The organism is Paenibacillus sp. FSL R5-0923, from assembly GCF_038009145.1.
Taxonomy (GTDB): Bacteria; Bacillota; Bacilli; order Paenibacillales; family Paenibacillaceae; genus Paenibacillus_AQ.
The window spans coordinates 729,225-751,820 of the sequence record NZ_JBBPAT010000002.1; the positions used below are offsets into that span (position 1 = coordinate 729,225).

Genomic DNA, 22,596 nt, shown 5'->3' on the forward strand with positions numbered 1-22,596 from the left:
ACGCTAGAAGTGATAGGCGCCAGCTTCTTGACGTATACGCGAATAATTCAAATAGCTTGACTATAAATTATAGGGGTGAATATTTTGAAGAAGAACGTATCTTTACTAATCATGACAGTGTTTCTTGCCGTAATCTTGGCGGCCTGTGGCTCCAATAATGCAGCAACTTCAGATAATAATACAGCAGCGGCAGGCAATACAGAGGCTACTACTGCACCGAATACAGAATCCAAAGAGCTTACTATTAAGCATGAACTTGGAGAAATTACGATTAAGAGTAACCCGCAGAAAGTCGTTGTATTTGACTTCGGTACACTCGATACTTTGGATAAACTGGGCGTAGAGGTGACTGGAGTGCCTCAAAGCAATGTACCCTCTTATCTCTCTAAATATAACGATGCCAAATATGAGAATGTCGGTGGTTTGAAAGAGCCTGACTTCGAAAAAATAAATAGTCTTTCTCCTGATCTGATCATCATTTCCGGCAGACAGCAAGATTCTTATGATGAATTCAGCAAAATTGCACCTACACTGTACGTTGCTGTAGATAATGCAAATTACATGGAATCCTTCACGAAGAATGTGAAGACGCTGGGCCAAATTTTTGGCAAGGAAGCTGAAGTAGAAGCTGAGCTTGCGACTATTACTGACTCTGTTAAAGCTCTGAATGAGAAAGCTAAAGCTGATGGTAAAAAATCTCTTATTATTCTTGCCAATGAAGGAAAAATCAGTGCTTATGGTTCAGGTTCACGTTTTGGTATTATCCATGATGTATTCGGATTTGCACAAGCGGATGATAAAATCGAAGTATCCACTCATGGTCAAAGCGTATCTTACGAATATGTAGCCGACAAGAATCCGGATTATCTGTTCGTAGTAGATAGAGATGCGGCTGTGAAGAGTGATGGCAGCAAATCCGGTTCAGCGAAGGATGCAGTTGAGAACGATCTCGTGAAGAACACGAATGCTTTTAAAAATGGTAAAATCATTTACCTAGATCCTAACTACTGGTACTTGTCCGGTGGCGGTTTAATCTCTGTTAGCGAAATGCTCAAGGAAGTTGAAGTTGTTCTGTAAGCAGAGTAACCCATAGAATTGAATGATTAAATGATTTTCAGATGGTTATTAAAAGGCCTGTTGGCAGGAGTGATGCTCCTAGCTAGCGGGCTTTTTTTCGCATTCCTCCATAGAATTACTGGTATATTCATACTAGTTGTTGAATTTAACTGTAACTTTTTATGTTGGCATACGTGGTTAGGTTAAGGGGGGAGTGCATGAAGCGAAATTCACTGGATGAAATATATCAAATGTATGTGATGGATATTTACCGCTATTTGCGCTCCCTTTGTGGTGATCATCACGCGGCCGAAGATTTAATGCAGGAGACCTTTTACCGTGCTTATTTATATTTGGAGGATTGTAAAGACGAGAAGATTAAGCCGTGGTTGTTCCGTGTCGCGTACAATGCCTTCGTAGATTATAAGCGGAAGGAAGGGCGCAGTACTGTTCAGAGTGAGGATTTTTTTAAACAGCTCGCCCATCCAGATACCACGGAAAGCACACTGCTTCGGCAGGAACGTTGGGAAGAGATGAGGATTGCGATAGGTGAGCTACCGGACAATCAGAGGCATGCACTGCTGCTACATGATTTTCATGGTCTTAGTTATCTGGAGGCATCGGACATTATGAATGTGGGTCTGTCCCAATATAAGATCTTAATCTTTCGAGCTAGACAGAAGCTGCGTGAAGCAGAACGGAGGAGGAATGAACATGAGTGAGGAGTTCAAGGAGAAGTTAAGAAGGTACGGCGAAGGTACCCTTGCTGACGAGGATAGGGATGTAGTGGAGCGCGAACTGGAGAAGATGGAAGCTTATCAGGCTTATCTGGATGAACTCATGGGGGAAGAAAAGCCCGCTTCAAGTGAGGATAAGAGCATAAAATACGGAAAGAGTAAAAGAGACAGACCTGGCAAGGAAAAAAAGATCATCCGCCGCGGTAAATGGAGAGCCCGTATATCGAATACTTTAACGGTAATTTCTGCGTTCTTAATTTTCATGATTATTTGCAGTATTATCAGTGCGATATTTTATGGTACTGGGGAGAGAGTAGAGAAATACCGTGATGTTGTTTCTTCCGCTATTGCTGTCTCACAGCCGAATACGATTGTACATTTGAGCAGTGGTACCGGTCCATTTTTTAGTATGAATCTGACAAGTAAGATAGAGAAACAAGTGGGAGATGAACAAATTACTGTTGGAGATTATTCCATGAAGCTTTTATTTGGATGGGCTAGACTCTACAACTATTCCTGGACAAATGAGAGTAGAAGTGTTGGTTATTACTTTGTATATCCACAGGGGAAGAAGGATGCGGCAAATAGTATGGATGATAGCAGTGAGTGGGAGAGATTAGAGAAGCTCCCTGAGGGGACGGTAGCGGAAGCATACTTGTCTTTTGACCAATTATTTACGACAGATGAGCTGTTGAAGAAGTTTGAGCCTAAGAATCTTCAGCCTTTGTGGTTTGCGGCAGATACCGGTCCACGGACACGACAGCCAGTAGTTAATGATCCATTAGGTTTTCCATATATGCCAATTTGGCATGCGGATGATATGAAAGTGACGCAGGAATCGAGGGAGAAGCGAGGATGGTTCGGAGGGGTGACTAGCCGTTCGAGTATTTCTCCATCTGTTGAGTCATATGGGGATGGTGAACTGCGTAATGCGAACTTCCTCAAGACGCTGCACTTGATGCAGGAGTATAAATCCATCTCCAAAAGGGTGATTCCATTCATTGATCTGGATGATTCCATTAGTTATATAGAGAAGAATGGAGTTAAGCTCTATGGAGCTGTTGTAACCGGTCCGGTGAAAGAACTGCTCAAACTGAAGGAAGAAACATGGGTCAGCAGAATGCATGTTGGGGAAGTAAGGCTGTGGAATTGGCAGGATAGAGAGAATTAGCTGCGGAGTGGAAGAAGTTACAGAACTTGCTTCTCGCTTAAGCAAATCGTACAATTATTTGAATATTAGATTTATGAATAAGTATGATAACCAAAGTTGAGGATGATAGATTAGGAGCTGAGATTTATGAAAGTAGGAGTCGTATCTGATACACATATGTCAAGAATGGCTAAGTCTCTGCCAAAGGCGTTGATTGCAGAGTTTCAAAATGTGGATTTAATCTTGCATCTCGGTGATTGGGTGAGTATGGGAATCTATGATTTACTGTCAGAACTAGCACCGGTGGAGGGGATTGCCGGAAATAATGATGGCGATGAGATCATCGCGCGTTTCGGAGAGCGCAAGATCATTACCCTTGAAGGAATCCGGATTGGCATGGTACATGGACATACGCCACATTCCCGTAAAGGAACGGATGGGAACGCACTGCTTGCTTTTGCGAATGATGAGGTGGATTGTATTCTCTTTGGTCATTCACATCAGCCCTTGCTAAGAGAGGAGAATGGTATCCTGCTATTTAATCCAGGTTCTCCTACAGATAAGCGGCGTGAGAAATTGTATTCTTTCGGAATTTTAGATATCGAAGCGGGTAAAGTTAGTGCCCGGCATGTGTTCTACGATTCAAAGGAATAAGGCTCAATTGTCCAAATCATTCGGCGTTCTCTCCATGGTGAACGGCTCGGTAACCATTTACAATGAGGTTAAAACGGGCGAAGCCGGAAAGTGAGCGCTGATGATGAACAATTATCGAATAGAACGAGTGGTTCTGGATGATTTAGAACGGCTCATCCCATTATTTGATGAGTATCGAGTATTTTATGGAGCAGCCTCAGATCGGGAAGGTGCACGCGCCTTCTTAGCCGACAGACTAAAGCTGAATGAATCTGTGATCCTTATGGTGGTTGAGGGGAAAGGCGATGAGAAACGCGCGCGGGGCTTCACACAGCTCTATCCTTCTTTTTCATCGGTTACGATGGAGCGCCTCTGGATCCTGAATGATTTGTTCGTTACTGCAGAAATCCGAGGGCAAGGGCTAGGTGCTATGCTACTGGAAAGTGCTAGAGATTATGCGGTCTCTACGAATACGAAGGGCTTATCCCTGACAACGATGACAGAGAATGTGGGGGCGCAGCGGTTATATGAAACGCATGGCTACATTCGGGATGATGAATTTTTTACCTATAACCTTTTTTTCTAAAGCACCTAGAGAGAAAGACGAGTAAGGGGCGCTAAAGTGGAAACAAGTCATAAGTTGGCAATCTTTTTTGACCTCGATGATACGTTGTATGATCATCTGGTACCATTTAAAGAAGCGGTACGGGAAGTGCTCAGCCCAGATGAGAGTAGTCTGGACTTTGCTGAATTATTTTATAAAGTGAGACATCATAGCGATGTGTTGTGGCCGATGTATTTGCGCGGTGAGATTCCGCTTGAAGAGACGAGGGTGCGCCGTTTGGAGCTTGCTTTTGCCGAGTATGGTTTGCAGATTGATCGTGATCAAGCCACAGCGGTTCAAGCAGCATATATTGGACGTCAATATACGATTCAGATGATTGATGGCGTGCGTGAGCATCTTGAACGATTTATTGCGGATGGTCATAAGGTAGGCATTATTACGAATGGACCGAAGGATCATCAGATGAGTAAGATTCGTGGACTAGGCTTAGATCAGATTATTCCCGAGGACATGATCTTTATTTCTGATGCTGTAGGTCTTGCTAAACCGGACCCGGAAATATTCATACACGTAAACCAAAAGACGGGTACTTTGGCGGACAATTCGCTTTATATAGGGGATACTTGGGCTAACGATGTAGTTGGAGCACTTGCGGCTGGATGGAAGGTTTGCTGGTACAATCCGAGAGGAAGACAACCGGCTACGGATCATAAGCCTAGTTATATTTTTACTAATTATAAGGAATTTGGCGAGCTTCCTTTGGTGTGAGAGAACAAGTCCTCCAAAGATATTAGAAAGCCATGCGAGAGAAACCTTCGCATGGCTTTCATTACTTTTATAACTAATTTTCGGGTAGTTGAATGCCGCGCCACCCGCTTACATCGCATTGTCCATGTTCGTTATTACCCACAGCAACCACCGTACCGTCCGATTTAAGACCGATGGTATGAGTGCAACCTGCCGTTACCGCCACCATATCGCGCCAGTCACTTATATTGCATTCGCCGTGCTTATTCCAACCCACAGCAACCGCTGTACCGTCTGATTTAAGACCGATGGTATGATGACTACCTGCCGCTATAGCCACAATACCGTGCCAGCTGGTTACATTACACTGGTCTTCATGATTTCGACCCGCAGCAACTACCGTGCCGTTCGATTTAAGACCGACGGTATGAAGGTAACCCGCCGCTATAGCCACTATGTCATGCCAATCATTTACATTGCGTTGGCCATACCGATTATTCCCCACAATTGTCACCGTGCTGTCCGTTTTAAGCCCGACGGTATGCCAATCACCCGCAGCAACTGCTACTATATCACGCCAGTCACTTACATTGCATTGGCCTTCATTATTTCGACCCACAGCAACTACCGTGCCATCCGATTTAAGTCCGACACTACGACGCCAACCCGCAGCTACCGCCACAATATCAGCCCAGCCGCTTACATCGCATTGGTCATACTTATTCCAACCCACAGCCGCCACCGTACCATCTGATTTAAGCCCGATGGTATGAGCATTACCGGTATGAGCATTACCCGCCGCAACCGCTATCATATCGCACCAGTCACTTACATCACATTGGCCATATTTATTATCACCTACAGCCGTCACCGTGCCGTCTGATTTAAGGAGGGCGGTATGACGATAGCCCGCCGCTATGGAAGTTAGGGGTCTCACAAGGTTCATAAATCTCGCTCCTTAGTTGATGATGGATGTTTCGATTTTCTCATGTTTCGCAGAGGGAGAAGCGTTCTTCTTGCTGCTCCTTCTATCCAAAAAAAAGCTTGCTCCCTAGAAAGCCAGCTTCGGCTCAATGGGACAAGCTTTTTTCGTTTACTCTGCGAAGCTGTACGTTGGATCTGTCAGGTTCATTCTTTCTTTTATGCCTTTAGTTGCATAGATTTTGTTGTCGTCGGTAATAAAGAAAGCTTCAACATCATCAGGTAAAGATTCAAGATATTTCATGCCCTCCTCGATTCCCATCAGGAATACCCCAGTGGATAAGGCATCCGCATCTGTTGCATTCGGGCTCATAATGGTAAGGCTTTTGAGACCGTTCTGTGAAGGATATCCTGTGCGTGGATCAAGGATATGATGGTAACGAATATTGTCCTGCATAAAATACCGTTCGTAAACACCAGAAGCATCGATGACCTCATCTGAGATTTTAATGGTTCCTAGCTGTGTGCCACGGCTTTGATCTGGATCCTGCAATCCGATATTCCATTCCGTTCCGTTTGGCTTCTTACCGAGAGCAATAATACTGCTGCCTCCGAGGTTAATCATAGCGCTATTTAGACCTTGCTCTTTCAAATAATCAGCGATACGGTCAGCAGCATAACCTTTACCAATGCCGCCCAGATCTAGCACCATATTTTCCTTCATCAGCTTTACAGTTTTCGCAGCTTCATCAATTTCAACGTCCTTGTAATTGGTTAGGCTCTTCGCTTTATCAATTTCAGCTTGGGGAGGGACCTTATCTCCACCGCTACCGATATTCCAAAGATCGATTAACGGACCGATTGTAGGATCAAATAGCCCGTCCATTTCCTTTGCGTATTGTATGGATTGTTTAATTACATCCAGGGTCTCGTCAGAAACAACAACCGCTTCTTTTCCTGCTGCCTGATTGACTGCGTAAGTCTCTCCACCTTCTTTGGTGCGGCTAAGCTCCATATCCATTCGCTCCAGCATCTGCTGGATATCATCCATATTTTTCTGTTCTACTGTAGCACCGAACACTTTGATATTCACAACAGTGTCATAAATATAAAAGGTTTGAGAGAGAGACTTTTCCTCTCCTTTTCCGGATGTTGTTGCGCTACCCGTAGTTCCCGCTGTTTTATCGTCCTTATCCTTAGTAATTAGCCAAGCGCCGACAGCTATGAGGGCGATGACGATTACAACGAGGATCAGCGTCGTTTTTTTGTTCTTGAACATATTCCACCATCCATAAAGTTAGTTTCTAAAACAAAACACATTATTTATATCATACCCCAGATAACAAGTTGATGGAAATTAATTTCATGACACATTTAGGGATATAATCGGGCGACATAGAAAAAAGCCCCGAATCCTGATTCGGAGCGGTGCTACAGATTTAGAAGTAAACGATGCTACTTAATCGAGCATATATTCACTATATTTATTCTTGCGAGGATTTAATACGAAGAGGATACCCTTGGCATATCCGCTAACAGCTTTGAAATTCCATTTTAGAGTTGCTTTAGCCGTCAGACAAGTCAGTGTCCAGATCAAGGCAGCATAATTCATAAAAGGAGCTTTACGCAAGTTGAGCAGATAGTAGTGGTTGATGGCGGTAGCATTTGCTACAACGCCTGCCTTATCGCGAGAGCCTGGCGACTCATGATGGATGATTTTCATGGCGGGATTAATCACAAGCTTGCCATAGCGGCTGGCCAAATGAGACAAATAAATATCTTCGGCTATGGAATAGCTTGTCATCCATGGATAGGGTTTAATATCACGTAGTGCCGAGCGCCGGAAGGACATATTGCAGCCGTGAAAAAAATCAGTTTCAAATACATGCTTCTTGTCTCCCCAAAGGAATTGCGAGCCTGCAAACATACTTGCCGACAATCTGCCTGGTGATCCGGACATTTGTCCGGTTAGCATACCGAATAGCCTGCTTGGCATGCTACTATGTATGCCTTTGGCTACACCACCTATACCAACTATGGAATCATCGGCTGCATAAGTATCTAGCAGTCGTCGAATATATAAGGAGTCATCTAACTCTGCATCGTCATCTAAGTTAAGCATAATTTCTGCATGGATCAGTCCTAGCGCTTCGTAACGGGAAAGCCAGAGACCAGGCTTAGTTTTGCGATGATAATGCAGTTTAGCTTGCGGTAATCCAGTTAGTATTTCACGATAATAGGCTAATCTGTCCTCAGGGATCTCACCGTCGTCCACAATCCATAGCTCGATGGAGATGTCCTCAAGCTGTGTCTGCTTGCCAATGGACTCTATGCACACCGTAAGGTCGTCAATTCGGTTACGGGTAGGAATCACTATAGATAGATCATACATTTCTTGAATCTCCCTTCAGGACTTCTTTCGTCCGCTAATCTGAATGTAGTCTTCCGGCGAAATGGTTACCTTGATTCTATCGTTCCTGAAGAAGAGCGTATATACCACTTTCGTATACTTTTAGTTGGGGTTCAGGTCTAAAGAGATTTTTTTGAAAATAAAAGTTAAGTTTGTATTTTTCGGTTTTTAACTATATAATAGTAAGCGACGAATATTTAGTTATCAATCTTATTCAGCAGTTACAAATGAACAATAATATTAGGAGGTTTTTTTCATGAGAATAGATATTTGGTCCGATTATGCGTGTCCATTTTGTTACATCGGTAAAAGACGTTTGGAGAATGCACTGAGTCAATTTCCGAACCGTGATCAAGTAGAGGTGGTATTCCGTAGCTTTCAACTAGATCCACACGCAGAGGTGAGTACAGATAAGAATATTCATGAGCTGTTGGCTACCAAATACGGAATGTCTATCGAAAAAGCAAAAGCAATGAATGCTCAGTTAGCTGAGCAAGCACAAGATGTGGGATTGGAATTCAATTTTGATACAGTGAAGCATACGAATACTTTCGACAGCCACCGCCTGAGTCACTTTGCAAGCTCAAAAGGAAAAGGTGCAGAAATGTCCGAACGTTTGCTACGTGCCTACTTTACGGATTCATTGAATCTTGGAGACCGCAGTGTACTTGCTACACTTGCTGCCGAGGTAGGGCTGGATCAGGCAGAAGTTGCGGCAATGCTGGAGACAGATGCTTACACAGCTGAAGTGAACGGCGATATCGAGGAAGGAAGCCGTCTTAATATTACCGGTGTACCATTCTTCGTGTTCAACAATAAATATGCGTTATCTGGTGCACAGCCAGGACCTGTATTTACAGAGGTGTTGGATACCGTGTGGGCGGAGGAGCAAGCAGGACCAACGCTACAGGTGGTTGGCAATGGAAAATCCGAAGTATCCACGGATGATGGCTGCGCGGACGGATCTTGCAATATATAAAGTTCGTATAGTGTGAAGAAGAAGAGATGGAGAAGTTTCCATTTCTTCTTTTTTTAATTCCGAAACTCTGCTCTGTTTTACACACTACAAAGACAAGCGCCCCCGAATCTATACGGGAGCGCTTGTCTTTTTATGATGTGTTTATCTAAAAGAAGTGATAAAGCTTGTGAACAAGGTGCGGACATCGTACTGATGTTGATTGATTGGCTCGATAGGCCGGTTAATACCGAGCAATGTGTATACTGCAGTTCTTGCTGCTCGGATAGAGTATTCTTCCGTGAATACAACATCATCTGGAATTTCGCAATATTGGCCAACGAAGGCAAGGTTAGTGGAGCCTTCAGGAACTACTTTAGGTCTGTCACTATTTAATCTAGGCATGAATTGTGAAGTGATATAAGGCATCATACATGGAATACAATTAGCAGTTGCCATGATCTCGTCCTTATGTTCTTCGAAATGAAGATGACCGATTAATTCTTCCATAATTTCTTCACCGGTACATTCGCTCATTTTCTTCTTCACGAAGTCTCCTACGTTGTCAGGGTACAAACCGTAACCCCAGAATACTTTTACATGCTCTGGTTGATTGCGGAAATGCGGTTGGAAGGCTAAGACAACGGACATTAACCAGCTTGAATCTTTAAAGGTAACCAATGCGCCAGTACCCGCACGATTGCGAGTGAATTTCTCCATAAGATCGAAGAATTTGGAATCTTGGAAGGTCACGGTAAAGGACTCCCATTTCGAACCATCGATATGATCATCGAAGGAGGATGGATTGCCGAGACCTGGTTTTTTGGCAGCGATGTTCTCCCATAACTTCCATGAGCTACCTTTCCCATTGAGACGTGGGACAGAGGTCATGGATCCAAGGCTTGATCCTTCAGTCATGGAGCCGTTCGTGACGATTACGATATCGTCTTCGCTTATGTTAATAACGTCTGGGACACCTTGGCGCAGGACGTTCATTTGGGTTACGGTAATGCCATCTCCGTCTTTGAACTGCAGGTCAGTTACTGTACATTTCAATGTAAAGTCTACACCAAAGCCTTCGAGATATTTGTGCATAGGTAAGATGATGGAATCATACTGGTTATATGGAGTGCGGGTTACGCCTTCCAGGGTTTGAATTCTTGGGAACTCATGAACGAAGCGAATCATATATCGTTTAAGCTCTACCGCGCTATGCCAAGGTTGGAAGGCGAAAGTAGTAGCCCACATATACCAGAAGTTCGTGGTGAAAAAGTGTGGACCAAACCAGTCGTTAATCCGAGCTTTTCCCATTTTTTCTTCCGGTGTAATAATCAATTTACCCATCGCAAGCCGGTCAGCCATATCGAAGCCCATGGATAATACATCTTCCACCTCACCGTTGCGGTTAACGAGTCTAGCGTTAGCATGTGTTGGATTGGCGGTATCGAATTCTATAATCTCTTCTCTAACGGATTTCTCAGGATGGTCGAGGGAGGGAATCGACATGAGTAGATCCCATGTATTCTCATAGGTCTCATCGTTGAGCATCCGGCCACCGCGAATGACATAACCGTGCTCAGCGTCACCTGCGCCGTCGTTGCTGCCACCGAGAATCTTCATCTCTTCAATAATGTGAATGTTCTGTCCCGGAAAGTCACAGTCTCTGACCAGGTAAGCCGCGCCCGCTAAGGATGCAATTCCGCCACCGACAAAATAAACCTGTTTATTACCGTACTCTTTTTTCACAATGGTCGCCTCCAAGTTGTTGTTGAAATAATCACACTCTTAATGTAAACCAACTCCAATTTTGAAGGTATAATCAATCCTTTTAGAGTGTATGGATTTTTGTCATTACGGTCTATGTGTCTAGTTTTTAGACAAAAAAACCGCTGAACCCAAAGGTTACAACGGTTTGTTCTCATATTTGTGCAAAGCTTTTAGAAAATTCCCCTCAATGAGTACACTTAGCTTCTCGATAATGTGATCCGGATGCTCCTTCATCCCGTCTCTCATCCACTGAATGACAAGGCCTGTGAAGGCCAGAGTATAGAAGTTAGCAATGAAATGTTTATCTTCGTAGCTAACCTCCATCCCGGCGGACAGTTCGTTTATGACACCCATAATGAGATCATTCGTCACTTCGTATAGATACGCATCCAGATGATTTCTGCCCAGTGAGTTCAAGGTGTTGCAGCAAAAGGTTTTATTTCGTTCGATATAGCAGAAGATTCTATAAAAACCGTCCGTCCACGTACTGTAGCTACGATACTGGGCGATGCTCTCTACAGCCTCAGTCTTATAGATCCAACCGAGTAAATCAAATATATCTTGAAAATGATAATAGAAAGTTTGTCGATTTAGTCCGCAATGGTCCACGAGCTGTTTGACTGTAATTTTATTGAGCGACGTATGTTCCATTAGTTCTTTTAAGGAATGGGACAATGCATTTTTGGTTAGAAAAGAATTGGACAACGATCGATCATCTCCTCCGTTCAAGCTTTCGGCCACTGCTTAACCAGCAGACGAATTGCTTCCGCCAATAAACCGAGTGCAAATCCTCCACATGTAAAAAAGAAAAAAGCTAGGAATCCCGCGAGATCCTCCCAACCGGACATCTCTCTATAGGTGTAGCTTAGCATAATTACTGAACCGATGATTATTCCTGTTGTAGTGATTAACCAGAGTAGACGAGCTCCGAACCACGCTAAGGCGTTAACGATACCAGATACGACAATAGAAAAGAGTGCGAAGCGCAGCAAGAGTGTGACATCCAATGTATGAGCCATCATAACGAATCTGTGCAGAATGAAAAGCAGCCACAGAAAAACACCATAAACAGCCATCCAGATAAACCAACGGTTACTTTTGGCAGCAGGCAGGAATTTCATTTCTGGCTCACCTCTTTTTCCAAAGTACGAACGGTGTGCAGTAGGGATTATACGGAGAAAGATTCCAGTTCTTCTACACTTTGCAGAAGATGATTCAGCAGGTTCGGAATGTCCTCCATCTGCTCCTCCGTGATTTGCCTTTTGAATCGCAGCTCGATGCAGTTGTTGTAGGTTTCACCTTCTTGACCATAAATGAAGCTTAAAGATTGCACGGGCTGGAATTCAGGCCCCCAGATCGCTTTGAGAATACTCTCGATCGCCTGACATTCAGCAGGGATATCTTCGATCTCCATATAAAAACGTAACGAAAGATTGCAACCGGGATCCGTGTTAGGCACTTCCAATATTTCATCGCTAAGATCTTTCACAGATGAAGTAAGAAAGACTTCGGCGGTTACGCTCCTGCCAGCCGTCAATTGGAAGGAAAGGCTGAATTCTCTGGACATCGATGCCATATTCAGAAGGTCGGAACGATCCGTAACTACTAGAATTCCGTCCAAATTATCGTAATCGTAGATTTGGTTCTCAAAAGCAATTTTAATATTATCGAAGACAGTAGGATGGAACAATAATGGCACCTTCTTTTGTTTATTAGTATTGTAACATGATCTAAATAGAAGTGAAAAAGATGCCCAGGGACCATATGGACCGGGCATCTTTCGCTTGTTACTCCATGACCTTGAACATGCCCGTCATACCCGGGGCATGATTCTGAAAGCCGTATCGTTCGTAAAAGGTATCATTCCCATGTGATGCGAAAAGTCCGACGAACGCGCCAGAAAAACAATGAGATCGAATATAGTGTATTAGCTGCTCAATAATGACATTACCAATGCCTTGGCCCTGAAATTCGGGAAGCACGGCTACGTCCTGAATATAGAAATACATATGACCATCGCCGACGATCCGCCCCATACCGATAACCTTGTCTTCCTGTACAACGACTATACCATACACCGAATGAGCCAGAGAGGCTGCGGTCATTTCCGTATTCACGTTCCCCCAACCGACAGCTTCCCATAAGGAGGCATGCTCCTCAGTCGTGGGTAAACGTTCAATACATTCATAATGATGTGCTGTTGTCATAGCTAATCACCCATTCTTTGTTAAGTTATTGTAGCGATTGTAGTGTAGTAAGCTCCACTGTAATCAGCCCCCTTAGGATGAATGGGTATTCACTGTGATCTTGTTAGTTCGTAGGTGCAGGTGCGGTATATTTCAGGAATGTCTTCGGAATCGGGCTTTCGAAGGTCATTAACTCTCCTTTAGTAGGATGAATAAAAGAAAGTACACGAGCATGCAGACCGAGACGGCCTACCGTTTTGGTCTCTGCACCATACTTCTTGTCTCCTGCAATCGGATGGCCGATATCTGCCATATGAACACGAATCTGATTTTTGCGTCCAGTTTCAAGCTTTACCTCAAGTAACGAGAAGTGGCGGTTCGCCTGAATGAGCTTATAATGTGTGATCGCATGTAGACCATCGCCTTCATGAGGACTGGAGTACATTTTCAGGGTAGAGGTTTCTTTTAGCCAAGAGCTCACTGTACCTTCAGGTCTTTTGACGGCGCCTTCGACTAGAGCTACGTAAGAACGTTCTTTCACGGTATCCTTCCACGTAGTTTGCAGTGCTTGCTGGATCCGTTCGCTTTTGGCAAACATCATTACCCCAGACGTATCGCGGTCCAAGCGGTGCACGACAAAAATTCGATTCTTAGGATTGCTGATGCGGACATGCTCCATAAGCTGGCGGTAAGCTGTTAATTCATTTTCTTCCGCAGTGGCAATCGACAGCAGTCCAGCATCCTTCTGAATAATGATTAGATCATCATCTTCATGGACGATGGTGAGTCCGATCATTTCCGCTACTTGTACAGGCTTCTCTTGATCAATCGTCACAGTTTGACCCGGATGCAATTGAAAATTATGCTGTGTGACTACTTTGCCATTCACTGCTACTTGTCCACGCGAGAGGATAGATTTAATAGCATTTCGTCCACGGCCTGTGATATGGATGAGTAAGAAGGGTAACAGCTCAGAAGGTTCATTTACTGTAAAAGACTTGGGCGCTGCGGGTGCTTTAGCTTTATGATTAAGCTTGCCATTTGGCTTGCTGTGGGAATTGCTGTGGGAACGAGTACCTCTTTTGGCTGTTTCTTTAGGATTTCTTCTTGTGTTCATGACTGCATTCTCCGTCCTTTAATATTGTACTCCTCAATATACCATGGGCGGTTAAGAAATACTATGTGAAGGGCAGCAAGAAACGAATTCGATTTATAGATAGAATAGCTGAGCTAGTCCTATCACCAGGAATAAGCTGAAATATATCCAACCGATCACATTAGCGTATTTCTTTTCCCGGTGCATAGCATTGACTGCATATATTTTAGTATCCACAGTAAGCAACAGAACACTGGAGATCAGCAGCGCAACAATTACGTAGGTTAGCTGGTGATAGAGCATAGTAGAGCCTCCTATAAACGTCATTTAATTTTGTTTAAGACCTACTCTGTCGATGTGAGTTTTCAACTTAACTTCAATACTGAGATTGGAATACTGCTGCTCCCAGTCATGTTTGTCACGAACATGGGCTTTCCAGTAGGAGGGAGCATATGCACGAATATATTCACCCATGCCAAAGACATCGGAATGCGCTTCCTGAGTTTCTTTGATAAGGTGGTTAAAAATACCGATCACTCTCTTTTGAAAGATATCTTCAATCTTTTCTAAAGAACGACTGGAAGCAATACTGATATCATTGCGTAAATGCTCGTCCAGATCCGCTTCTAAAGAAAGATTATAGGTGATATGAGGTTTGCCCTCTTTGAATTGAACTTTCACCCTCGTGAACCGGTCGTTGACCTTGAGCATCACCGGACCGAATTCATCAGCATAAAAAAGATCGGAGTATCCCCCCGGATTAATGCCCTTCATGGACATATATGCGCCAATCTCAATCGGAATCGTCGAACCGACCATCACTCCACCACTAAAGTAAGCTAGGCCTTTAATCATGATATTGTCTTCCTGATGTAATGAGACGTAAGGCAGATAACCACTTTCGCCCCATTTGGAATTTGCTGACCAGAATACACCTATATAATCAGCGGGAAATTTCCCCGATGTCACTGCTTTTTCCATGGTGGAGAGGATGTAAAGAGTCGGCACTCGCTGCAGCGGAGGATTAATATTCATGAATTTGGCAGCTTCCCCTTCGGATACTAGCAGCCAGGTCCGGCGACGAACTTCTGGATTGCGACGCAAATAATCATTTAAGTCATCCATGTTTTTTCTTGCAATATCCTCACTAATAATAATCACTCGTAAATGAATTAGATAACGTGGATCAGAAATTTGCTGCTGCAAATTGTTCATGGCGTCATCTAATGTGTACCCGTATACTTCTACGACCCATACTGGATTTTGATTCCCGCCTCCGCCTTCACCCCCACTGCCTGGTCCGAGTGGAACTCTTCCCGGAACCGCAATTTGGGCGGTTACACGAATTTGGGGTAGGTTAATATTTGCGCTTTTAAGATGAGTGGTTTGGTCATCATTTGTTTTGCTGTCTGGAGGGACGGAATCAATGGATAACCCTAGCACCAATGCACGATCTTCAATTTCGAGCTGGTCCCAGCAACCTGCGAGCAATCCAGACAGGAGTGAGAGAATAAAAATAAGAACTACACGCTTATAAATTTTTTCATTCATGAGAAATGGCCCCTTTATTTCGGATTAAAGAGACTAACCATAATAAAAGAGGATAGAAGGTCAAAAAAATCAAACCGATTATCGCTGTAATGCTAGCAAATGAATAGACCTGAAATATGTTTCTCGGCAAAAGTGAAAAAGTGAAGATAAGTGGAAGTAAGAAACTGGATATTAGGCGGTGATCCTTGTGCCGCAGCACTTGTTGCAGAGAGTATGCGGCTAAGTAGTAGTTCGTAAAAATGGTAGTGAATATAGAAATCACCCAAATTATTATAAAAAGAGCATCAAACCGTTCTAATAGTCCTGCGCCGATGGATATGGAGCGAGCTGCTTCTAGGGTTGGATAGGACAGTAATTTGGTTTCCTGAGCTCCAAACATGCCTAGAGTGACCCACACGATCATTACATAAATGAATCCAATGATACCAAGCGCAACAGTGCCTGCTTTAAGGATCTGTTGAGGTTTTTTCATTAGAGGAACCAGCAGGATGATGACAAATGTGCCTTGATAAAGGCCAGCGGACGTAATCGTTCCTTTGGAAAAGCTTGAAAAGGTGGTGTGATTTCCGGTGAGGGGTAGCAAGTTCAGAACATCAACATTTCTCATAGCTACCAATATAATTGCGATAGCGGATAATAGAATAAAGGGTAAATAAAAAACATGTACATAAGTGAATTTTACAATATTTCTACGGATTGATAAGGCAACCAGTAGGAGCATTAAGAGAATTACTGCTTCGATTGGTGTCTTTTTAAAGACAACCGCAACACATACTTCTCCGAATTGGCGCATGGTGATCCCGGCAGAGAAAGCAAAAAACAAAAAAATAAGCATGGAGAAAATGTCCGCGAGCCAAGTTCCGAGAAGGCGGCGGCTGAATACGAACAACGTTTCGTTAGGGAATTTTCGGCAGACAACCGCTGTAAACCAGCAACCCAAAAAAGCAACAGGTACGCCAGAAGCAGTTACGAGCGGTGCACCACTGTCTCCGGCTTCAGCCATATAACGAGGAATACTTAAGATTCCTATTCCTATAATCGTACTGATGATTACAGCCATGACTTGGATCGTTGTTATGGGGCGGTTACTATTCATCAGCTTCACTTTTCTCCTTAAAAATCAGATCGGTATGCATTTTGGGGATATCCTTCGCAAGAAGGTCAGGATCAGGTGTATTGAGAAAGCTTGGGCGACTTCGCATCCACCATAAAGGTACCCGAACGATACTATCCTTGAGGTCCTTCCAAATCGTAGGCACAAAGGGTGTCATGTAGGGAACGCCAAAGGATTCCAGGAATAATAAGTGGTTAACAATAACAATAGTGCCAAGCATTACTCCGTACAGGCCAAAGCAGCCTGCCAATATGATCAATGGAAATCTAAGCATTCTTGAAGAGATAGCAGCATTGTAAGCGGGTGTGGCAAAAGACCCTATGGTCGTTATAGCAACAACAACTACGGTAGTGGGACTCGCCAGACCTGCTGCTACGGCTGCCTGACCAATGACAAGCACACCTACAATAGAAAGAGCCCCGCCAATCATTTGCGGTAGGCGAATGGTTGCTTCGCGCAGCACCTCCATGAAGACTTCCATAATCAGAACTTCCAATACGGCTGGAAAGGGTACGCCAGCTCTTGCACCAGTTATTGCTACGGCGAACTCTGTCGGCAATAGCTCAGGATTGAAAGAGATAATGGATACATATAAGGCTGGGAAGAAAAGGGAAAATAATAATGCGATCAGGCGGATCATTCTTAGGAGGCTTCCTACAACAAAACGTTCTGTATAGTCATCCATCGTCTGAAAGAACTGATTGAAAAGCGCCGGGACGATGAGGCAGAATGGTGAGCCATCTACAAGGATGATGACTCGTCCTTCTAATAAAGAGGCTATAGATTTATCCGGACGTTCGGTTGGCTGAACCTGTGGAAACGGGGAAAGGGGATGATCCTCTATGAATTGCTCGATATACCCCGCATCAAGGATGCCGTCTACATTTATTGCTGATAATCGCCTCATCACCTTTTGAACTAGCCCTGGATCGGCTATTCCTTCGATATAACAAACAGATACTTTTGAGCGCGTCCGTACGCCAAGAGGGGCAGTTACTACACGAAAATCCGGTGTTTGTAGTCGATAGCGAAGCAAAGAGATATTGGATTCTAAATTCTCTATAAACCCATCACGCGAACCGCGTATGACTTGTTCAGTTTGAGGTTGCTCAATGCTACGATGCTCAATTTTACGCAGATTGAAGTAAAGTGCCTGATCCATTCCATCTATGATTAGAACTACATTTCCCTCCAGCAAGATAGAGGCTAGAGTATTTAGATCCTTAGTACGGTTACCTTGTGTTACTTGTACCGTCATACTCCAGATGTAATCAGGTAAATCCTTTAGATCTTTTGGAATTTCTGAGAGATCAGAGGAAACATTCATTAATGGCTTTAAAACATAGTTCTGAATTTGATTCTGGTCCACCACAGAAGAAAAAAAGATAATAGCCGCATCATGTCTACCGTACACCTTGAAGTTACGGACTATAAGATCGCTGTCTTCTCCAAAGACTTGTTGAATGAAGCTTATATTGCTCTCCAGGCTGGAATCCAGTGGCTTTACCGGACGATTGTCCTGGGCAGAGGACTCTTTGCGTGCAGGCTTATGTTTAAAAGAGGTATATTTTTGTTTCCAATTTTGCACGGTCGCTCCACCCTTCTATGAAATCTCTCTTCTTAAAGCTTGGCTTAAAAGAAGGCCTTTTATGTAAATATTTCAAAGGAAGAACATGGTGACCATAGTTAAGGAGTGTTGCTCAATACACTTTTGACCGCTAAACTAAAGATAGAAACGCTTAAGGGGTTATGAGAGATATGATGATGCAAGCACCTACTATTGAACAGGCGCAGGCTGAGCTGCAAAAATATTACGGTTATCCGGATTTTCGGGATGGTCAGAAGAAGATTGTTCAGAACTTGCTGGAAGGTCGCGACACACTCGGTATTCTTCCTACGGGAGGTGGGAAATCGATTTGCTATCAAGTTCCCGCACTGCTGCTTCCTGGGCTGACACTGGTGATCTCACCATTGATCTCTCTGATGAAGGATCAGGTCGATGCGTTAACCACGGCAGGTATTCCGGCAGCCTTTATTAATAGCACGTTAAGCGGGAAAGAAGTAAATGAGCGGATTCGGGCTGCCCGTCGCGGAGATTTGAAGCTGCTTTATGTTGCGCCCGAAAGGCTAGAGCTGGACTGGTTCCGTCTGGAGATGGCTGAGCTGGCGATTTCCTGTGTGGCTGTGGATGAGGCGCACTGTGTATCTCAGTGGGGACATGATTTCCGTACAAGTTATTTGTCGGTATCGCCTTTTGTGAACGAGCTGCCAGAACGGCCGATCTTGGCTGCATTTACAGCGACGGCAACACCAGAGGTTATGGAGGATATGGTTCGGCTGCTGCGTCTGCGCGAGCCGGGTATTTTCATGACTGGACTTGGAAGAGATAATCTAGCGATGTCTGTGCTACGTGGAGAGAATAAGCGGGAATTCGTCATGGATTACACCGCAACGCATTCTCATCAGCCGGGTATTGTTTATGCGGCTACACGCAAAGAAGTGGATGATCTATATCAAAGGCTGCAGGCTTCAGGAATAGCGGCAGGCCGCTATCACGCAGGTATGAATGATCAGGAGCGGGCAGATAGCCAGGAAGGCTTCCTATATGACGATATCCGGGTCATGGTGGCCACCAACGCTTTTGGGATGGGGATTGACAAATCCAATGTCCGGTACGTAATTCATTATAATATGCCAAAAAATATGGAAGCTTATGTTCAGGAAGCGGGCCGTGCTGGACGTGACGGGGAGCCGAGTGAATGTATTTTGCTGTTTAGTGCGCAGGATATTATGACGCAAAAGTTCCTGATCGAGCAGAATCCGCAGGATACGGACCGTAAAGCTAACGAATATCGCAAGCTTCAGCAAATGATTGATTATTGTTATACTACCCGCTGCTTGCGCAGTGCCCAGCTGGATTATTTCGGTGAGGAGCATGAGGACAAGTTATGCGGCATTTGCAGCTCATGTACAGATGAACGAGAGCTTGTAGATATGACCGTAGATGCGCAGAAAATATTCTCCTGCATTCACCGTATGCGGGAACGTTATGGAGTTGCGTTGGTGGCTTCTGTGTTGAAAGGCTCTCGCAATCAGAAGGTGATGCAATATGGTTTTGACAAGCTGCCAACGCATGGGGCGATGTCGAGCCGGACAGAGAAGGAGATCTCAGAGAGCATCAATGTACTCATCTCTGAGGGATATCTTGCTTTGTCTGAAGGACAATACCCCGTAGTGCGGCTCCAGCCTTTGGCTGCTGAGGTACTGCGCGGACAGCGTGAGGTCATGCAGCGAGTAGCGCGGCCATCACGAGCAGGTGCGGCATCTGGTACGCGAGTTCGTAGTCGCGGGCATGACCTGTCACCTTCGGCAGTCAATGAGACCGTCTTTGAGCAGCTGCGTCTGATCCGGCGAGAGTTGGCGGGACGTGAGCATGTGCCCTCATATATTATTTTTAATGATGCCACGCTGCGTGAGATGAGTGTGGTTTGCCCGCAGACCGAAGCGGAAATGCTGAGGGTAAAGGGTGTCGGGGAAGTGAAATACCGGAAGTATGGTAAGGCATTCCTAGAGTTTTTTCAAAATGAAATGTAGAAAAGGTCGTGTAGCATTGAAAATCGTTCTGACCACGCTAAACGCAAAATATATCCATACCTCACTGGCGATCCGTTTGCTTAAAGCTTACAGTGAGCATGAATTTAAAGATATTCATTTGGTGGAGTACACCATTAAAGATCCCGTGATGAATATCGTGTCCGACTTGTTTCAGAAACGGCCAGATGTGATTGGCTTCTCCTGTTATATCTGGAATATTGAAGAGACGCTCAAGCTGATCGGAATTCTTAAGCAAGTGATGCCTGAGGTTGCGATTGTTCTCGGAGGACCGGAAGTCTCTTATGAGCCGCTGCATTGGATGAAGAGAGAAGCTGGCGTTGATTTCATCGTCAACGGAGATGGAGAAGAGACATTTCATCATCTGCTGCAGGAGCTGAGAGACGACCGGAAATTTCATTTTGTGTACGGAACTGCTTATCGTAAGGGAGAGGAGATCATTGTAAATCCACCTCGTCCCAAAAGCGATCTAAATACGCTACCTACACCGCATCGTTTTCCAGAGGATATTCCAGATCTGAGCAAACGTATTGTTTATTTTGAGACAAGCCGTGGCTGCCCGTTTAATTGTCAATTTTGTTTATCCAGTATTGAGGTAGGCGTACGTTACTATGATATTGAGCGAGTGAAGTCTGATTTACTCTACTTAATTGAAAATGGTGCCAAAATCATTAAATTCTTGGACCGCACCTTCAATATCAACCGCAACTATGCGATGGAAATGTTTCAATTCCTGATCGATAATCATCAAGGCTGTGTGTTCCAGTTTGAAATCACAGCAGATATCATGCGGCCAGAAGTTCTGGATTTCCTGTCGAATAATGCGCCTCCGGGCATCTTTAGATTTGAGATTGGTGTACAGTCTACAAATGATGAGACGAACGAGCTTGTTAAACGTCGCCAGAATTTCAAGAAGCTGTCTCGTACGGTAATGAAGATTAAGGAAAGTCGCAATATCGATCAGCATCTGGATTTGATCGCGGGGCTTCCGATGGAGGATTACACCACCTTCCGCAAAACCTTTAATGATGTATTCGTTATGGAGCCAGAAGAGCTGCAACTTGGATTCCTCAAAATGCTTCGCGGGACGGGTCTGCGTGCACAGGCGGCAAAATATGAGTATACGTATATGGAACATGCCCCTTACGAAATTCTTAGCAGTCATATGATGACCTTCTCGGATATTATTCGTTTGAAGCGGCTTGAGGATGTGCTGGAGAAATACTGGAACAGCCACCGGATGGACCATACAGCCAAATACTTGATCCGTCACGTGTTTGATTCACCATTTGATTTCTTTCAGGAGTTCGGTGACTACTGGGAGGAGAGAGGCTGGCAAAAGATTGGGCATCAGCTAGAAGATCTCTTTACCCGTTTGCAGTCCTTCTTGATAGATCGTGGGACTCCGTCTATGGATATTATTACTGGGCTAATGAAGCTTGATTATTTCCTAGGACACAAGTATAAGCCTCGCAAAATCTGGTGGGATTTCGTGCTGGATAAGTCGGATTGGTCGAGTTACTTGAGGGATATCGCTGCTAATCCGGGTCAAATCTCTGCGCAATTGGCAGAAGCCGGACTCAGTGAAAGAGAGCTGCAAAAATATACGGTGCTTGAAGTGCTACCGTTCTCGCTTGAAGCGGTGCTGGAATCCATCAGCGGTCTACGGGCGGATGTGGGTTCAGAGGAAGAGGAAGCAGACAATGCTAACGACGGGGCTGTACTTTCTCCTGAGTCATTAATACAGGAAGTTACAGAAAGTAGTTTAGAAGAGTCTGTCCAAACCACAAGCTCTGCTGTAGCTGTAGCTGAATCACCTTCCGTTCGAGAAGGTCGTACACTGCTAATCGTAATGTATCAGCAGAACGAGAGCCAACGCGCTCAGTATTATACGCTGCCTTTGTAATAAGGCGATTGTGTTGGGAGGAAAGACCGTTCCTTTGGGGGCGGTCTTTTTTTGTTACATGCGCAAGCGTCTTCTGAGTCCGCAAGCGCTGTGTTTCAGTTACGCCTAAAGTGGCGCAAGAGGTTGTATTGGTTTCGTTTGCGAACATTCTGCTGAAGCTGGTAAGTTTACGCTCCCCACGTTTTTTTTG

General features: G+C 44.4%; 22 protein-coding genes. 9 read left to right on the top strand and 13 right to left on the bottom strand.

The window, feature by feature from the left end; genetic code table 11:
- The first annotated feature begins 84 nt into the window (after nt 1–84).
- From MKX35_RS28475 to MKX35_RS28500, 6 genes are all read left to right on the top strand, one after another.
- Nucleotides 85–1,077, top strand: coding sequence for a siderophore ABC transporter substrate-binding protein (locus tag MKX35_RS28475; protein ID WP_305953468.1), 993 nt, complete (start codon nt 85–87; stop codon nt 1,075–1,077).
- Between the two features lie 197 nt (nt 1,078–1,274).
- Nucleotides 1,275–1,778, top strand: a complete 504-nt coding sequence (locus tag MKX35_RS28480) for a sigma-70 family RNA polymerase sigma factor (protein WP_042185661.1) — start codon at nt 1,275–1,277, stop codon at nt 1,776–1,778.
- A complete protein-coding gene (locus MKX35_RS28485; RefSeq protein ID WP_076298252.1) occupies nt 1,771–2,964 on the top strand; it encodes an anti-sigma factor in 1,194 nt (397 codons plus the stop codon). The genes MKX35_RS28480 and MKX35_RS28485 overlap by 8 nt, the downstream gene beginning before the upstream one ends.
- Before the next feature lie 126 nt (nt 2,965–3,090).
- Entirely contained in the window at nt 3,091–3,597 is a 507-nt protein-coding gene (locus MKX35_RS28490) for a metallophosphoesterase family protein (protein WP_042185664.1), read from the top strand.
- A gap of 100 nt (nt 3,598–3,697) precedes the next feature.
- Nucleotides 3,698–4,162: a GNAT family N-acetyltransferase gene (locus MKX35_RS28495; protein ID WP_076298251.1), complete on the top strand. Its 465-nt coding sequence runs from the start codon at nt 3,698–3,700 to the stop codon at nt 4,160–4,162.
- A gap of 36 nt (nt 4,163–4,198) precedes the next feature.
- Nucleotides 4,199–4,909: an HAD family hydrolase gene (locus MKX35_RS28500; protein ID WP_076298250.1), complete on the top strand. Its 711-nt coding sequence runs from the start codon at nt 4,199–4,201 to the stop codon at nt 4,907–4,909.
- Between the two features lie 73 nt (nt 4,910–4,982).
- Here MKX35_RS28500 and MKX35_RS28505 read toward each other — a convergent pair whose 3' ends face one another.
- The 3 genes from MKX35_RS28505 to MKX35_RS28515 all read right to left on the bottom strand — a co-directional run bounded on the left by MKX35_RS28505 (nt 4,983) and on the right by MKX35_RS28515 (nt 8,201).
- Complete coding sequence (locus MKX35_RS28505) at nt 4,983–5,834, bottom strand: RCC1 domain-containing protein (protein WP_076298249.1); 852 nt, start codon at nt 5,832–5,834, stop codon at nt 4,983–4,985.
- Between the two features lie 147 nt (nt 5,835–5,981).
- Nucleotides 5,982–7,088 carry an FAD:protein FMN transferase gene (locus MKX35_RS28510; protein ID WP_076298248.1) on the bottom strand — a complete coding sequence of 369 codons (1,107 nt, stop codon included), beginning with the start codon at nt 7,086–7,088 and terminating at the stop codon, nt 5,982–5,984.
- 180 nt (nt 7,089–7,268) lie between these two features.
- Nucleotides 7,269–8,201 carry a glycosyltransferase family 2 protein gene (locus tag MKX35_RS28515; RefSeq protein ID WP_076298247.1) on the bottom strand — a complete coding sequence of 311 codons (933 nt, stop codon included), beginning with the start codon at nt 8,199–8,201 and terminating at the stop codon, nt 7,269–7,271.
- A 274-nt stretch (nt 8,202–8,475) separates the two neighbouring features.
- Between MKX35_RS28515 and MKX35_RS28520 the strand changes: the two genes are divergently transcribed.
- Complete coding sequence (locus MKX35_RS28520; RefSeq protein ID WP_076298246.1) at nt 8,476–9,198, top strand: DsbA family oxidoreductase; 723 nt, start codon at nt 8,476–8,478, stop codon at nt 9,196–9,198.
- 141 nt (nt 9,199–9,339) lie between these two features.
- Here MKX35_RS28520 and MKX35_RS28525 read toward each other — a convergent pair whose 3' ends face one another.
- The 10 genes from MKX35_RS28525 to MKX35_RS28570 form a co-directional block, all read right to left on the bottom strand.
- Nucleotides 9,340–10,920, bottom strand: a complete 1,581-nt coding sequence (locus MKX35_RS28525; protein ID WP_076298245.1) for an oleate hydratase — start codon at nt 10,918–10,920, stop codon at nt 9,340–9,342.
- 156 nt (nt 10,921–11,076) lie between these two features.
- Nucleotides 11,077–11,646, bottom strand: coding sequence for a TetR-like C-terminal domain-containing protein (locus MKX35_RS28530; RefSeq protein WP_076298244.1), 570 nt, complete (start codon nt 11,644–11,646; stop codon nt 11,077–11,079).
- 20 nt (nt 11,647–11,666) lie between these two features.
- Nucleotides 11,667–12,062: a hypothetical protein gene (locus tag MKX35_RS28535; RefSeq protein ID WP_076298243.1), complete on the bottom strand. Its 396-nt coding sequence runs from the start codon at nt 12,060–12,062 to the stop codon at nt 11,667–11,669.
- Nucleotides 12,063–12,109: 47 nt separating this feature from the next.
- Nucleotides 12,110–12,631, bottom strand: a complete 522-nt coding sequence (locus MKX35_RS28540; protein WP_076284127.1) for a hypothetical protein — start codon at nt 12,629–12,631, stop codon at nt 12,110–12,112.
- A gap of 97 nt (nt 12,632–12,728) precedes the next feature.
- Complete coding sequence (locus tag MKX35_RS28545) at nt 12,729–13,148, bottom strand: GNAT family N-acetyltransferase (RefSeq protein ID WP_076284128.1); 420 nt, start codon at nt 13,146–13,148, stop codon at nt 12,729–12,731.
- Between the two features lie 103 nt (nt 13,149–13,251).
- Nucleotides 13,252–14,244 carry an RluA family pseudouridine synthase gene (locus MKX35_RS28550; RefSeq protein WP_076284129.1) on the bottom strand — a complete coding sequence of 331 codons (993 nt, stop codon included), beginning with the start codon at nt 14,242–14,244 and terminating at the stop codon, nt 13,252–13,254.
- Nucleotides 14,245–14,337: 93 nt separating this feature from the next.
- Nucleotides 14,338–14,526 carry a CLC_0170 family protein gene (locus MKX35_RS28555; RefSeq protein ID WP_076119977.1) on the bottom strand — a complete coding sequence of 63 codons (189 nt, stop codon included), beginning with the start codon at nt 14,524–14,526 and terminating at the stop codon, nt 14,338–14,340.
- Between the two features lie 24 nt (nt 14,527–14,550).
- Nucleotides 14,551–15,774, bottom strand: coding sequence for a Ger(x)C family spore germination protein (locus MKX35_RS28560; protein ID WP_076298242.1), 1,224 nt, complete (start codon nt 15,772–15,774; stop codon nt 14,551–14,553).
- A complete protein-coding gene (locus MKX35_RS28565; protein WP_076284132.1) occupies nt 15,767–16,870 on the bottom strand; it encodes a GerAB/ArcD/ProY family transporter in 1,104 nt (367 codons plus the stop codon). The genes MKX35_RS28560 and MKX35_RS28565 overlap by 8 nt, the downstream gene beginning before the upstream one ends.
- Entirely contained in the window at nt 16,863–18,476 is a 1,614-nt protein-coding gene (locus MKX35_RS28570) for a spore germination protein (RefSeq protein ID WP_081382713.1), read from the bottom strand. Before MKX35_RS28570 ends, MKX35_RS28565 begins: the two co-directional genes overlap by 8 nt.
- A 170-nt stretch (nt 18,477–18,646) precedes the next feature.
- On the opposite strand from MKX35_RS28570, the gene recQ reads away from it, so the two are divergent.
- Both recQ and MKX35_RS28580 read left to right on the top strand, forming a co-directional pair.
- Nucleotides 18,647–20,482: a DNA helicase RecQ gene (recQ, locus tag MKX35_RS28575; RefSeq protein ID WP_076284133.1), complete on the top strand. Its 1,836-nt coding sequence runs from the start codon at nt 18,647–18,649 to the stop codon at nt 20,480–20,482.
- A gap of 16 nt (nt 20,483–20,498) precedes the next feature.
- Nucleotides 20,499–22,406 carry a B12-binding domain-containing radical SAM protein gene (locus MKX35_RS28580; protein ID WP_076284164.1) on the top strand — a complete coding sequence of 636 codons (1,908 nt, stop codon included), beginning with the start codon at nt 20,499–20,501 and terminating at the stop codon, nt 22,404–22,406.
- The last annotated feature ends 190 nt before the right edge of the window (nt 22,407–22,596 follow it).